Origin of the sequence: Ensifer sp. 4252 (genome assembly GCF_050434565.1) — a bacterium.
Classification (GTDB): domain Bacteria; phylum Pseudomonadota; class Alphaproteobacteria; order Rhizobiales; family Rhizobiaceae; genus Ensifer.
Window position 1 is genome coordinate 171,047 of record NZ_JBNDIU010000003.1, and the last position, 12,396, is coordinate 183,442.

Below are 12,396 nucleotides of genomic sequence, written 5' to 3' on the forward strand. Positions count from 1 at the left end.
CGGACCTTTCCTGATGCATTAATGTTAGCGGTTGCTTGCTTGCAAAGCCGTGCAAGCGGGTCCATTCTTTTGCGGTGATTGTGTCCAAACGGCTCTGGATGGCATGCGGCGCGCGGGGCCTCTTCGAAGGTTCGCCATTGATGAACTGTCATGAATGTGGCTGCGAGATCGAGGGGCGATTTTCGTTTTGCCCGAGATGCGGAGCCAAACAGCAGAGCCTGTGTCCGAGCTGCGGCGCCGACTGTCTCCCAAGTTTCGCTTTCTGCCCGAATTGCGGGACGCCGATGGACAGACCGGCGGCAGCAAAGGTTTTGGGGTCTGGGCGGGCCGCAGTGATGCCGGCGCCAAGAGCGGCACGAGATCCAACCTTACCGCCCTCGGGCGACAACGAAAATGCCGACCGCCGCACCGCAACCATCCTCTTTGCCGATCTGTGCGGCTTCACAGGCCTTGGCGAGCACATGGATCCGGAGATCCTGCAGACCTTTCAGAACGAACTCTTTGCCGAACTGACAGAGGCGGTCGAAGCCTATGGCGGCTTCGTCGACAAATTCATCGGCGATGCGCTGCTCGCTCTTTTTGGCGCCCCGGTGGCGCATGAGGACGATGCCGAGCGAGCCCTTCGGGCGGCGATCGATATGATCGCGCGCGCAAGCCTGATTGGTGAGCGTTGGCAGGATCGCATCGGTCAACCGCTGAACCTGCATGTCGGGTTGAATACCGGCACCGTGGTTGCCGGCGCCTTGGGAGCCGGAGACAGCAAATCCTATTCGGTCACGGGCGATGCGGTGAACACCGCCCAGCGCCTGCAGTCAATGGCCGGGCCCGGTGAGATCCTCGTTGGACCCGTCACCTACCGCGTGACCCGCCATGCCTTCGCTTACGAGGCGCTCGGGGCAACCGCGTTGCGCGGCAAAGCCGGCATCGTCGAGGTTTACCGGCTGATCGAGGTTCTTGATGCACCAGGTGCTGCACGCGGTCTGGAGGCTCTCGGCCTGACAGCACCATTGGTCGGGCGCGATGGGCAAATGAAGCGCCTGCTCAATTGTCTGGAACTCGCCTGTGACGGAACCGCACAATTGGTGCGGCTGTCCGGTGATGCGGGGATGGGGAAATCGCGGCTCGTCAACGCATTTCTGGCGCTGGTCGCCGTTGATCCGCGTTTCGGGCACGTCGTCGTTCGTCGCGCAAGCTCTTCGTCGCTGGGCGAGCCGTCCTACGGGGTCTTGGCAGCTGTTCTGCGCAGCGCCTACGGTATTTCGACCTTCGACACATTGGAGCGGACCACCGTGCTTCTCACCGCAGGGCTGGCGGAGATCGGCTTTACGCCTGAAAAGCTGGAACAGCTTGTGCCGCTTTTCCTTCGCATTCTGGGGATGGGGACACACGACGAAACGTTGCGTCATGTTGAACCGGAGCAGATGCGGCGTCAGCTCTTTGCGGCCGTGCGGGCCATCTTCGAGCGGCGCCTGTCGCGAGCGCCGCTGCTGCTGGTGATCGAGGATCTGCATTGGGCCGATGCCGCGTCTCTCGATGCCATTGCCTTTATTCTTGAGCGGATGGAGGACAGTCCATTGATGCTGTTGACGACGCAGCGCCCCGACGCGGCGGTCGATCGGCTGAAACCTGGCCGAACGAGCCTGACGGCGTTGCGGCTCGCGCCGCTGACCGAGGCTGAAGGGCGCAAGCTGCTTTCAGCCTTCTTCGGCTCCGATGGTCTGCATCGGGGGCTGGCCGGCCGCATACTGGGTCGCGCCGGCGGAAATCCGCTGTTCATCGAGGAAATCGTTCGCGGCCTGATCGAAGTCGATGCCCTGAAGCACCTCGGAGCAACCTGGCGCGTGGTCGAGCGCGAGACCACCGTCGATATTCCCGTGACAATCGAAGCCATGTTGCTGGGCAGGATCGACCGGCTACAACCGCACTCCCGCAGGCTACTTCATCATGCCGCCGTCATTGGGCCGCGCTTTGATGTCGACTTGCTGCGCGTCGTTGCCGGCGATGATGCCATGATCGAAGCGGCGCTGGATCTGCTCTGCGATGCGGAGATTATCGAGGAGACGCGGGAGGGCCGCTTACAGGGCGCGCTGACCTACCGCTTCACCCAGACGCTGCTGCAGGAGGTCGTCTACAACAACCTGCTTCTGCGTCGGCGCGCGGAGATACATGCCGTTGTCGCCGACAGTCTCGAACGTCGCTACGGTGCCCAGACTGCAAGGCTGGAGGAGATGGCGCTGCTCGGCTACCATTTCAGCCAGTCGGAGAACAAGTCAAAAGGCGCGCGCTATCTCATGGCGGCGGGCGATCGTGCGCAGGCGATCTATGCGAACGACGACGCCATTCGGTTCTACAGACAGGCCATGGCGGCATGGGCGGCGGCGGGCGAGGAGGGCGGCGAATGGCTGGCCGCACGCGAACGCGTGGCCGATCTGCTTGGCTCTTCGGGTCAGCGCGACGCGGCCGGCGGACATTACGGTTCTCTTCTCGACGTCTATCGCGCCACCGACGACCGGGTTTCGGCGGCACGCATCCAACGCAAGTTCGGGCACCTTCTGTGGGAAGCGGCGCGGCGCGACGAAGCGTTGGCAGCGTTCGCGGCGGCGGCCCTTCTTTTGGAAAACGTGGACGCGCCGATCGAAAGCGCCCATCTCTCGCAGGAGCGCGGTCACCTGGCCTTTCGCATGGGCAACTATGTCGAGGCCATGGCCTGGGCCGACGATGCGTTGAAGCGTGTCGAGACCTTGGCGCCGGAAGCGTTGGACGCTCGACGCGAGATGGATCGCGTAACAGCGGAAGCACTCAATACCAAAGGCGTGGCATCGGCGCGTCTTAACCGCGGCACCGAGGCAATCGCAACGATCGAGCGCAGTGTCGCGGTCGCCGAGGCGGCCGATCTGCTCAATGCAGCTTGCCGGGGCTATACCAACCTTGCCGTTCTCTACACGATCATCGAGCCGCGACGGGCAATCGAAGTCTGCAAATTCGGTTTAGACATGGCGCAGCGTATCGGGGACCTCGGCTTTCAGGCGCGCCTTCTTTCCAATCTGGCCGTGGCCTATTGCACTTTTACGGACTGCTGTGCAGCCGATGGCATTCCGGCAGCCGAACGGGCGATCGCTATCGACCGCGAACTCGATCAGCGCGATCACCTGCCGGTATCGTTGCTGGTACTGGGACAGATCGACCAGTGTCACGGTCGCCCTGATGTCGCGCGTCTCCTGTACGAGGAAGCACTCGAACTCGCCTTCGAAACGCGAGAGGCGCAGCTGCTGTTTCCGTGCTATGATGGCTTGGCGACGCTCTGCCTTGATGCGGGTGATCTCGATGGTGCGGAAAGGCACTTCGCCTCGGCTCGCGACATATGTACCCGGCACGGCCTTGATCCCGAAGCGTTGATGATATTGCCGTTCCTCGACTAGTGCGCCGCGGGCAGGTCCGTCGAAGGTAAATACGAAGATCCAGATTGCATGATCGGCCGCCGACGGTTTCCGATAGAGAAACCTGCGTTGTCAATCGGTTTGTGCCGGACGAGGTGGTTGCGTTCATGCCATTGCGCGAGACTTGCCCCGCATCTCCGTAACCCACGACCGGCATGAGGAGACAGAATCATGGTTGAACAACACAATGGACCACTACAGCCCGGTGACCGGGCGCCGAACGTGGTGCTCGATGCGATTACCCAGGACGGTCAGATTTCCATCGACGATTTTCGCGGTCGCAAGCCGGTGCTGGTCGGCCTGTTCCGCGGCCTGCATTGCCCCTTCTGCAGACGGCAGATCGCCGCGATGGCGCAGCTCGACGGGGTCCTGCGCGAAAAGGGCATCGAGAGCCTGACGGTCGTCAACACGCCGATCGACCGGGCCCGGCTCTATTTCCGCTACCATCCGCTGCCGCATCTGCTGGCGGCTTCCGATCCGGAGCGGGTGTCACATCGGGCGTTCGGCTTGCCCAATCTTCAGTTCACCGAGGATGAGGACGAATGGCCCCACAAGCTCGCCAAGAAGACCGTTCTGGCGATGCGCATTGATATGCCGGGCGAGCTGCCCACGGCGATGGATCCTTGGGCAGCGTCGACCTTTCTCGACAAGGCGGACGGGTATGAAATCACGCAGGACGACGAACGCATGATCGCCACGGGCGAAGGGCAGCTCGTCGGCGAGTTCCTGCTCGATCGTGATGGGATCGTGCGGTGGAGCTTTACCGAGGCAACGGCCGACGGACATAACATGTTCGGCGTGCCCCGCCGCGAGGAACTGATGTCGGCCGCGTCGAGCGTCGCCCATTGACGACGGCGGGGTTGCCCCCGCGCCTGCCGCTCACACCTTAAAAAACATCCTGCCCCGGAGATGGAGGTGTCTCCCGGGGCAGTCGGTTGTGTTGGGGCTGACGTCAGGCGAGCGATGCGACCGCTTCCTCGATCAGCGCGACCACCTCCGGGGCGTGCGACGCCAGCGATGCGTGGCTCGCGTCGAGCGTGATCGTCTTCTTCGCCTTGATGCGTTCGGCCATCCACTGTTCGGTTTCCGGCGGTATCATGTTGTCGCGGCTCGACACCTGATACCAGCTGGGCTTGACCTTCCAGGCCGGCGGACCGGACTTGTCTTCAAAGCAGCGCCCGGCAATCGGCTTTTGCGCCACGGCCATCACCAGTGCTTCGGTCTCGCCGAGATCCTGGCCAAAACTCTGGCGGAACGTCGCCTGGTCGAGCCAGAGGAAACCATCCTTGTCCGGCCGGATACTGCCGGCCCCGGAAGGGGCGTCGCGCCGGGCGAAGATGCTGCCGAGACTGTCGCCTTCGTCGGGCGCGAAAGCGGCGATATAGACCAGGCCGGCGACATTCGGCGCATGGCCGGCGCCGGTTATCACGGCACCCCCATAGGAATGGCCGACCAGCAATGTCGGCCCATCCTGTGCAGCCACAAGTTTCGATGTCCGGTCGATATCATCGGCAAGCGACGTCAGCGGGTTCTGGACTGCCGCGACCTTGTAGCCCTTGGCGTGCAGCGGCGGTATCACGTGCCGCCAATGCGAGGCGTCACCCCAGGCGCCATGGACGAGAACGATGTTCTTGATGGCTGGCATTGTCCGTTCCTTTCTTTCCCGCGAGGTCTCTCGAAGCCTGGGCACTTTGCCGTCGACATGGCGCTTGCCTCCTGCCGGCCGGATGCGTTCGGTTCGCCAGAGCAAGGTAGGGCGGCAAGGTTGGCCGATCCATGAGGCACCCGGATTATTCCGTGCAGAGACGGCTATCGCGGCCCACGACGGCGATGCCGTCACCTTGCACAGCAATTCCGTCACGGCGGACCGGTTTCCCATCTTGCCGCGCCTGTCAGTCACTCGCCGCGGTCAGGTGCCGCATTCGGGAAATGACTGGGGATAGAGCCAATCCGCGCCGGGCGATTGATCGCCTAACTTGCCCTTGGCTTTTCGTCTGCGTGAAGGTTTCCGGCGATGGGGAAGTTCGCCTGGGTAAGGATGGTGGGCGTGACAGGGATTGAACCTGTGACCCCTACGATGTCAACGTAGTGCTCTCCCGCTGAGCTACACGCCCATCCGATGAGGCGCATAGACCATAGAACCCGCTGTCGCGTCAATAGGGTTTTCGAAGGTTTTTTGACAGAAATTTTGCCGGCCGTTTTCAGCCATCGCGTGTCGCCCGCGCCGGCTTGCCGGAAGCCCCGGATTTCCGGGCTTTGTGCTTAAGTCACTGAAATAAAAAGACCGCCGAAGATCCCTGTGGATCGCGGCGGTCGATCTGAAATGCGCGCCGATCCGGCGTAAGCGTCAAGAACGGCGGCGGCAGTTGTGGAAAAGTGTCTGGTCTCAGGCGGCCAGCATCTTGTTGACCTCGTCGACGAGGTCGCGAAGGTGGAAGGGCTTCGACAGGACCTTGGCATCCTTCGGAGCTTTGGAATCCGGGTTCAGCGCGACCGCGGCAAAGCCGGTGATGAACATCACCTTGAGATCCGGATCGAGTTCGGTTGCCCGGCGGGCAAGCTCGATGCCGTCCATCTCGGGCATGACGATGTCGGTCAGGAGAAGCGAGAAGGGCTCTTCGCGAAGTCGGTCGTAGGCGCTGGCGCCGTTGTCATAGGACATGACTTTGTAGCCAGCCTTTTCGAGCGCCTTCACGAGGAAGCGGCGCATATCGTTGTCGTCTTCGGCAAGAAGGATTTTCACAGTCATGAACTCGGCCGTTGCTTCTCTTTATTCATTGCGTATGGATTGCGGCGTTCTATCCAAACCGCAACGGGGTAAATATCTCGTGAACGCGACGCGTCAACTCCCCAGAAACCGGAGTGGGCGCACTATGGACACAGAGCCGGCCAACTGGCAACATGATGACAACAGCAAGAACCGTACATGGTAAAAAGGGTTCCGATGGGGGAGATGACGGAGAGGGAGCTGTTTGAGGTTCTGGAACCTGCAAGTCAGCGGATTCCCTTCGTATTCAACTCGCCGCACAGCGGCCGCTCTTATCCACAGGCCTTTCTCGATCAGTCGCGCCTTGATGCGCTGGCGATCCGCCGTTCCGAAGATCACTATGTCGACGAGCTGTTTCAGAATGCGACGTTCCTCGGCGCGCCGATGCTGCTGGCGCATTTCCCGCGGGCCTTCCTCGACGTCAATCGCGAGCCTTACGAACTCGACCCGCGCATGTTTGACGGGCCGGTGCCGCCACATGCCAATATCAGTTCGATGCGGGTGGCAGGCGGCCTTGGAACCGTGCCTCGGCTTGTCGCCGAGAACATGGAGATCTATCGCGGCCGCTTCCCCGTCGAAGACGCGCTGGCGCGCATCGAGACGATCTACAAGCCCTACCATGCCACCTTGCGCAAGCTCATTGCCCGCACCCATGTCCAGTTCGGCCTGTCGGTATTGATCGATTGCCATTCGATGCCCGGCAACGTGCATCTGCCGGGCAGCGCCCAGCGGCCGGACTTCATCATCGGCGATCGTTACGGCACCAGTTCCGCGGCGGAGCTGTCGAGGATTGCCGTCGATCTGTTGCAGGAACTCGGCTATACCGTCGCGCGCAACAAGCCGTATGCCGGCGGTTTCATCACCGAGCATTATGGCCGACCGAGCCGCGGCCTGCATGCGCTGCAGATCGAGATCAATCGCGGGCTCTATGTCGATGAGACGACGCTGGTCCGGAAGTCCGGTTTCGGCGCGCTCGTCGCCGATCTCACCAGCTTCATCGCCTCGCTGGCGCGTCATGTCGAGGATTATGGCGCCTATCTGCCGCTTGCCGCGGAGTAGCTGCTTTAAGGAAACATGCAGTAATTCAAAGTGCTACAGCGACCTTTGCGCGTCCAATATGACGCGCGGCACTGTCGTAGACCTCAAAAAGAACCGCGCCGGTGGCGCGGTTAAGTCTAGGGAGGAAACACCCAAGGAGGGTATTTACAGTCACGAGTGACTGCACAAAAACCCTAATATTGCACTGCACAATTGTCAAGTTGAGACAGTGAAAACTTTTGCAGTGCGGCAAAGGAATTTAACCGCATCGACGGCACCGAAACGATCGCTAGGCACGCCAATCTCCGATCGCTGCCAGTTGGTCGCCTGGCCGTTTGCCTTTCTGCAGATTTCGTCTATGCAGATCGGACCTTCCTGCTTCCTTCCCTAAAGAGAGTGACATGCTGCCCGACCGCTCCTTTTTCGATCGTCTCGCCGATGCCGCCAAGGCGGAAACCTTGCCGCGCTTTCGCATCGGCACGAGCGTCGTCAACAAGCTCGAGGGCGGTTTCGACCCGGTGACGGAAGCCGACCAGTCGGCAGAGGCCGCGATCCGTGCCTTGATTGAAGAGAATTTCCCCGGTCACGGGATCCTCGGCGAGGAGCATGGCAATGTCGGGCTCGACCGCGAATATGTCTGGGTGATCGACCCGATCGATGGCACGCGCGCCTTCATCTCCGGCCTGCCGGTCTGGGGCACGCTGATCGGTCTTTATCGCAATGGCGATGCGGTGATGGGCCTGATGGACCAACCGTTTACCGGCGAGCGCTTCTTTGCCGACGGCAAGCAGGCGCTTTACCGCGGCCCTGACGGCGACAAGGTGCTGTCGACCCGCGCCTGCGACACGCTTTCCGACGCGGTACTGTTTACGACATCGCCGCATCTCTACACCGGCGACAACAAGACCCGCTTCGAGGCGCTGCAGGACAAGGTGCGGCTGTTCCGTTACGGCTGTGATTGCTACGCCTTCGCGCTGCTTGCGGCCGGCCATGTTGATCTGGTGATCGAGTGCGGGCTGAAGCCCTACGATGTCGGCGGCCTTATCCCGTTGATCGAGCAGGCCGGCGGCATCGTCACCAACTGGCAGGGCGGCCCGGCGGAAATGGGCGGTGAAGTCATCGCTGCCGGCAACGCCACGCTGCATGCGCAGGCGCTGGAAATCCTCAAAGGCTGAATCTTCTTAAAGCGCGTCGCGATCTACAGGATTCGCTTGCTGCGCTTCAAGCTCTTGGTCTTGCGCATGTCGCGCAAAACCGCTGAACACGTTTTCGCGACATGTCTTTAGGCTGCTTCGCCTTCGTCCTTGTCGTCCTCACCGGGAACGACGAAGGCAAGAATGGCGGCCATGGCCTGGGCGCGATAGCGATCGGCCTCGTGCAGCAATTCGTGGCGGGCCCCGTCGATCGGGATCATGTGGGCGGCGCGGAAATTGCGCGCCAGCCATTCGACCGCGATATGCGGCACCAGCCGGTCGGCTGTCGGCGCCAGGATGATCGTCGGCAGGGTAATGCGGGTCAGATGCTCCCGGCGGGTGACCCGCCGCGCCGCGCGAAACGCTTCGGTCAGCCACCGCGCCGACGGCGGCCCAAGCCGCAATTCCGGATAGGCATCAGTCAAGGCGAGATTGCGCGCAAAGCGTCGGTGATCGGCAGTCAGCACATTGTTTTCAAACGGGCGGTTGCCCTTGTCGGCGTGCAGCGGCAGCCGGCCGAGGCCGAGCCAGCGCATCACCGTCGCCATGCTGGCGATGCTGCGCTCGCCGATTATCTGGCCTCCGAGGCCGACAAAGGGGGCGAGCACCACCAGGCGATCGATGCGGCTCGAAAGCATTGGAGCGAGCGACAGTGCGACCAGCGCGCCCATGGAATGGGCGACGATCGAAAAGGGCAGGCGGGTGTCCGGCAGCACGATCTGCTCGAGGAAGGTGGTCAGATCGCGCTCGTAATAGGAAAAGCGCTCGACATGGCCGCGCCCGGCCTCGGGCAGCAGCCGCTCCGAGCCTGCCTGGCCGCGCCAGTCGAAGGTGGCGACCCAGAGGCCGGCAGCGTTGAGTTCGGCGATGGTCTCGAAGTATTTCTCGATCGATTCGTTGCGGCCCTGCAGCAGCACCACCGTGCCGCGCGCGATCGGCGTCCTGGTCTTGAAGATCGCATAGCGGATCTTGCGGCCGCCGGCTCCATCGAAGAAGCCCGCCACGTGATTGTCCGGTATCGGATTATCAGGTGTGGAGCGAAGGATCGTGGTCATAACGGACGAAACCAGAGTGAAGGCGCGTTGATCGGTATCACAAGGGATAGGCGGCGGGCCTGGCGCCGTCAAAGAAAAAAGCCGGAAACGGTGGGTGAAATCCGGACGATCACCGTTTCCGGCCGCTGAAGGAGAAGGGACATGTCACTTCAGCCCCAGGAGATTTCCTCCCAGTGTGGTCGTTCTAATCCTCACGATCTGAACCGCGGCCGAACCGTCCATTCATGCGCCATTCACCGGGCAAGAAACTTGAGACGGCATGTCTTGAACTGACGAAATCGCATTCCCATGTTGTGCTCACGGACGCCGATGACGGGTCCGTTCACCGGTCGCGCCGCTGCCTGGATGGGGTGGCAGACCAGATATCGCAAACAGTTGCTCCCAGGAGGACACCATGCGTCACGTTGATTTTTCCCCCCTCTATCGCTCCACCGTCGGCTTCGACCGCCTCTTCACGATGCTCGACAGCCTCGGCCAGCCTGATCAGGCTCAGACCTATCCGCCCTACAACATCGAGCGCACCGGCGAGAATGCCTACCGCATCACCATGGCGGTTGCCGGCTTCGACGAAACCGAACTGTCGATCGAAGCGCGCGAACATACGCTGACGATCAAGGGCGAAAAGAGCGAGGACAAGGGCGAAGAAAACCAGTTCCTGCATCGCGGCATTGCCAAGCGCGCCTTCGAGCGTCGCTTCCAGCTTGCCGACCATGTGGAGATCAAGTCTGCTTCGCTGAAGAATGGCCTGCTGCACATCGACCTCACCCGCGAGATCCCGGAAGCAGCCAAGCCGCGCCGGATCGACATTACGTCGGTCGCGTCGCAGCCGAAGCAGATCGAGGCCCAGAGCCTCTAATCCCTCCCTCCCAAGCTTGAAGAGGCGGCGCCCGAAAGGACGCCGCCTCTTTTTGTTGGATCGTTGTTTTCGCGCTTTACCGGATAGGGCCTAGGTGCGGGCGGGTTCGGCGACTGCAGCATCCGGTTCCTTGTGGGCGGCATAACGCTGAGCGATCACCGCGCAGGCCATCAACTGGATCTGGTGGAAGAGCATGACCGGCAGCACGATCGCGCCGATGTTCTGGCCGGCGAAGATGGCGCTTGCCATCGGGATGCCGCTCGCAAGGCTTTTCTTGGAGCCGCAGAAGGTGATGGCGATCTCGTCGGCGCGGTTGAAGCCGAGCAGGCGGCTGCCGAACATGGTGACGGCGAGCACGAGCGCCAGCATGACCACCTCGATTGCCACCAGCACCCCGAGATCGGCGAGCGAAAAGGTCTGCCATAGGCCGGATGTGACGGCCTGGCTGAAGGCGAGGTAAACGACCAAAAGGATCGAGCCGCGGTCGACGGGGGCAAGCAGACCCTTGCGTGCCCGGATCCAACTGCCGATCCAGGGCTGCAACAGTTGGCCGACGATGAACGGCGCCAGCAGCTGCAGCAGGATCTGTTCCAGCGCATCCAGCGACACGCCGCCGTGGCCGCCGGCGGAAAACAAGAAGCCGACCAGAAGCGGTGTCAGGAACATGCCGAAGATGTTGGAGGCGGATGCGGAGCAGATCGCTGCCGGGACATTGCCTCCGGCAACCGACGTGAAGGCGATCGACGACTGCACCGTCGAGGGCAGCACGCAGAGAAACAGGATGCCGGTATAGAGCGCCGGCGGCAGGATCGATGACGGCACGAAGCCGACCGCAAGGCCGATCAGCGGGAACAGCACGAAAGTCGATAACAGGATCGCCAGATGCAGCCGCCAATGCAGGAAGCCGGCGACGACGACGTCGCGCGACAACCGCGCGCCGTGCAGGAAGAAGACCATGCCCACGGCCACCTTCGTCGCCAAAGCGAACCAGGCCGTCGCCTCGCCATGGATCGGCAGCATCGATGCCAGAAGCACAGTAAGAAGCAGGAGCAGGGTGAAGGTGTCGGGAAGATAGCGGCGCATGTCTGTCACTGGCTTCATGGAGAAAACACCTTGCCGAGAAATGTCATTATGAAGCAGGATGCAAGGAATAACAGTTATCGTGAAATCGGATAAGCTATGCTCGACCTCGTGCAATTGCGCAGCTTCGTGGCGCTCGAACAGATGGGCAGCTTTACCCTTGCTGCCGAGAGGCTGGCGCTTGGCCAATCGACGGTCAGCCAGCATATTCAAAGGCTTGAGACCTCGCTCGGGCGCAAGCTCGTTGCCCGCGACACGCATCGGGTGTCGTTGACCACGGATGGTCAGGCGCTGCTTGCCCATGCGCGCTCGATGCTGGCGATCGATGACGAGGTCAAGGCGCTGTTTGCCGAAAGCAGCCTTCGCGGCCGGTTACGGCTGGGCGTATCGGAGGATTTCGTCACCAGCCGGCTGCCCGGCGTACTCGAAGATTTCGTCCGGGCGCATCCGTCGGTGGAACTCGAACTGACGGTGGCGCTCAGCGGCGTGCTCTACCAGATGCAGGATGGCGGCGAGATCGATCTGGTGCTGGCAAAGCGGCGGCTGGGCGATCCGCGCGGCGAACTGGTTTATCGCGAGCCACTGGTCTGGCTGGCGCGCGATCCCGAACGCATAAAACGCGACAGGGTCCTGCCACTGATCGCCTTTCCGCCGCCGAGCATCACCCGCAGCGTAGCGCTCGAGGTGCTCGACCGGCATCGGTTGCCGTGGCGGATCGTCTGCACCTGCGGCAGCCTCAGCGGACTGACGGCTGCAGCGCAGGCAGGCATGGGCGTGCTCGTTCAGCCGCGCAGCATGGCGCCGCAGGGCCTGCGGGAAATACCCGCCGGCACCTTGCCGCCGTTGGAGGATGTCGAGTTCGTGCTGGTCCCGAGCAAGGGCGCCGATCAGAAGCTGATTGCGGCGCTCTCGACCGAGATCCTGACGAAGGTGCGGACGCTGCAGGGCCAGGCGTGAGCGACAGCGTCGA

10 protein-coding genes and 1 tRNA gene are annotated in these 12,396 nt (G+C 62.1%); 6 read left to right on the plus strand and 5 right to left on the minus strand.

Annotated elements, in window-relative coordinates; genetic code table 11:
- Nucleotides 1-140 precede the first annotated feature (140 nt).
- Entirely contained in the window at nt 141-3,419 is a 3,279-nt protein-coding gene (locus ABIE33_RS09830; RefSeq protein ID WP_429124333.1) for an adenylate/guanylate cyclase domain-containing protein, read from the plus strand.
- A gap of 189 nt (nt 3,420-3,608) precedes the next feature.
- A complete protein-coding gene (locus ABIE33_RS09835; protein ID WP_429124334.1) occupies nt 3,609-4,286 on the plus strand; it encodes a peroxiredoxin-like family protein in 678 nt (225 codons plus the stop codon).
- 103 nt (nt 4,287-4,389) lie between these two features.
- Here the strand turns inward: ABIE33_RS09835 and ABIE33_RS09840 are convergent, their stop codons facing one another.
- The 3 genes from ABIE33_RS09840 to cpdR1 all read right to left on the minus strand — a co-directional run bounded on the left by ABIE33_RS09840 (nt 4,390) and on the right by cpdR1 (nt 6,186).
- Entirely contained in the window at nt 4,390-5,082 is a 693-nt protein-coding gene (locus ABIE33_RS09840) for an alpha/beta fold hydrolase (RefSeq protein ID WP_429124336.1), read from the minus strand.
- Between the two features lie 394 nt (nt 5,083-5,476).
- A tRNA-Val gene (locus tag ABIE33_RS09845) sits at nt 5,477-5,551 on the minus strand.
- 272 nt (nt 5,552-5,823) lie between these two features.
- Nucleotides 5,824-6,186, minus strand: coding sequence for a response regulator CpdR1 (cpdR1, locus tag ABIE33_RS09850; RefSeq protein WP_025424823.1), 363 nt, complete (start codon nt 6,184-6,186; stop codon nt 5,824-5,826).
- Between the two features lie 195 nt (nt 6,187-6,381).
- On the opposite strand from cpdR1, the gene ABIE33_RS09855 reads away from it, so the two are divergent.
- Nucleotides 6,382-7,263, plus strand: a complete 882-nt coding sequence (locus ABIE33_RS09855; RefSeq protein WP_429124712.1) for an N-formylglutamate amidohydrolase — start codon at nt 6,382-6,384, stop codon at nt 7,261-7,263.
- A gap of 380 nt (nt 7,264-7,643) precedes the next feature.
- Complete coding sequence (gene hisN, locus ABIE33_RS09860) at nt 7,644-8,417, plus strand: histidinol-phosphatase (protein WP_429124338.1); 774 nt, start codon at nt 7,644-7,646, stop codon at nt 8,415-8,417.
- Between the two features lie 107 nt (nt 8,418-8,524).
- Here hisN and ABIE33_RS09865 read toward each other — a convergent pair whose 3' ends face one another.
- Nucleotides 8,525-9,490 (minus strand): alpha/beta fold hydrolase, encoded by a 966-nt coding sequence (locus ABIE33_RS09865; RefSeq protein ID WP_429124340.1) that lies wholly within the window; start codon nt 9,488-9,490, stop codon nt 8,525-8,527.
- Nucleotides 9,491-9,884: 394 nt separating this feature from the next.
- Between ABIE33_RS09865 and ABIE33_RS09870 the strand changes: the two genes are divergently transcribed.
- The gene (locus tag ABIE33_RS09870) at nt 9,885-10,346 is read left to right on the plus strand and encodes an Hsp20 family protein (protein ID WP_429124342.1); all 462 of its coding nucleotides are present in this window, start codon (nt 9,885-9,887) and stop codon (nt 10,344-10,346) included.
- A 90-nt stretch (nt 10,347-10,436) separates the two neighbouring features.
- Here the strand turns inward: ABIE33_RS09870 and ABIE33_RS09875 are convergent, their stop codons facing one another.
- Nucleotides 10,437-11,429 carry a bile acid:sodium symporter family protein gene (locus tag ABIE33_RS09875; protein WP_429124714.1) on the minus strand — a complete coding sequence of 331 codons (993 nt, stop codon included), beginning with the start codon at nt 11,427-11,429 and terminating at the stop codon, nt 10,437-10,439.
- 96 nt (nt 11,430-11,525) lie between these two features.
- Here ABIE33_RS09875 and ABIE33_RS09880 point away from each other — a divergent pair, with 96 nt between their 5' ends.
- Nucleotides 11,526-12,383 (plus strand): LysR substrate-binding domain-containing protein, encoded by an 858-nt coding sequence (locus ABIE33_RS09880; RefSeq protein WP_429124344.1) that lies wholly within the window; start codon nt 11,526-11,528, stop codon nt 12,381-12,383.
- Nucleotides 12,384-12,396 lie beyond the last annotated feature (13 nt).

What these genes read in the sequence shown, in the direction of transcription:
- ABIE33_RS09830 (WP_429124333.1), top strand. Translation starts at nt 141, where the DNA reads ATGAACTGTCATGAATGTGGCTGCGAGATCGAGGGGCGATTTTCGTTT.
- ABIE33_RS09835 (WP_429124334.1), top strand. Translation starts at nt 3,609, where the DNA reads ATGGTTGAACAACACAATGGACCACTACAGCCCGGTGACCGGGCGCCG.
- ABIE33_RS09840 (WP_429124336.1), bottom strand. Translation starts at nt 5,082, where the DNA reads ATGCCAGCCATCAAGAACATCGTTCTCGTCCATGGCGCCTGGGGTGAC.
- cpdR1 (WP_025424823.1), bottom strand. Translation starts at nt 6,186, where the DNA reads ATGACTGTGAAAATCCTTCTTGCCGAAGACGACAACGATATGCGCCGC.
- ABIE33_RS09855 (WP_429124712.1), top strand. Translation starts at nt 6,382, where the DNA reads ATGGGGGAGATGACGGAGAGGGAGCTGTTTGAGGTTCTGGAACCTGCA.
- hisN (WP_429124338.1), top strand. Translation starts at nt 7,644, where the DNA reads ATGCTGCCCGACCGCTCCTTTTTCGATCGTCTCGCCGATGCCGCCAAG.
- ABIE33_RS09865 (WP_429124340.1), bottom strand. Translation starts at nt 9,490, where the DNA reads ATGACCACGATCCTTCGCTCCACACCTGATAATCCGATACCGGACAAT.
- ABIE33_RS09870 (WP_429124342.1), top strand. Translation starts at nt 9,885, where the DNA reads ATGCGTCACGTTGATTTTTCCCCCCTCTATCGCTCCACCGTCGGCTTC.
- ABIE33_RS09875 (WP_429124714.1), bottom strand. Translation starts at nt 11,429, where the DNA reads ATGCGCCGCTATCTTCCCGACACCTTCACCCTGCTCCTGCTTCTTACT.
- ABIE33_RS09880 (WP_429124344.1), top strand. Translation starts at nt 11,526, where the DNA reads ATGCTCGACCTCGTGCAATTGCGCAGCTTCGTGGCGCTCGAACAGATG.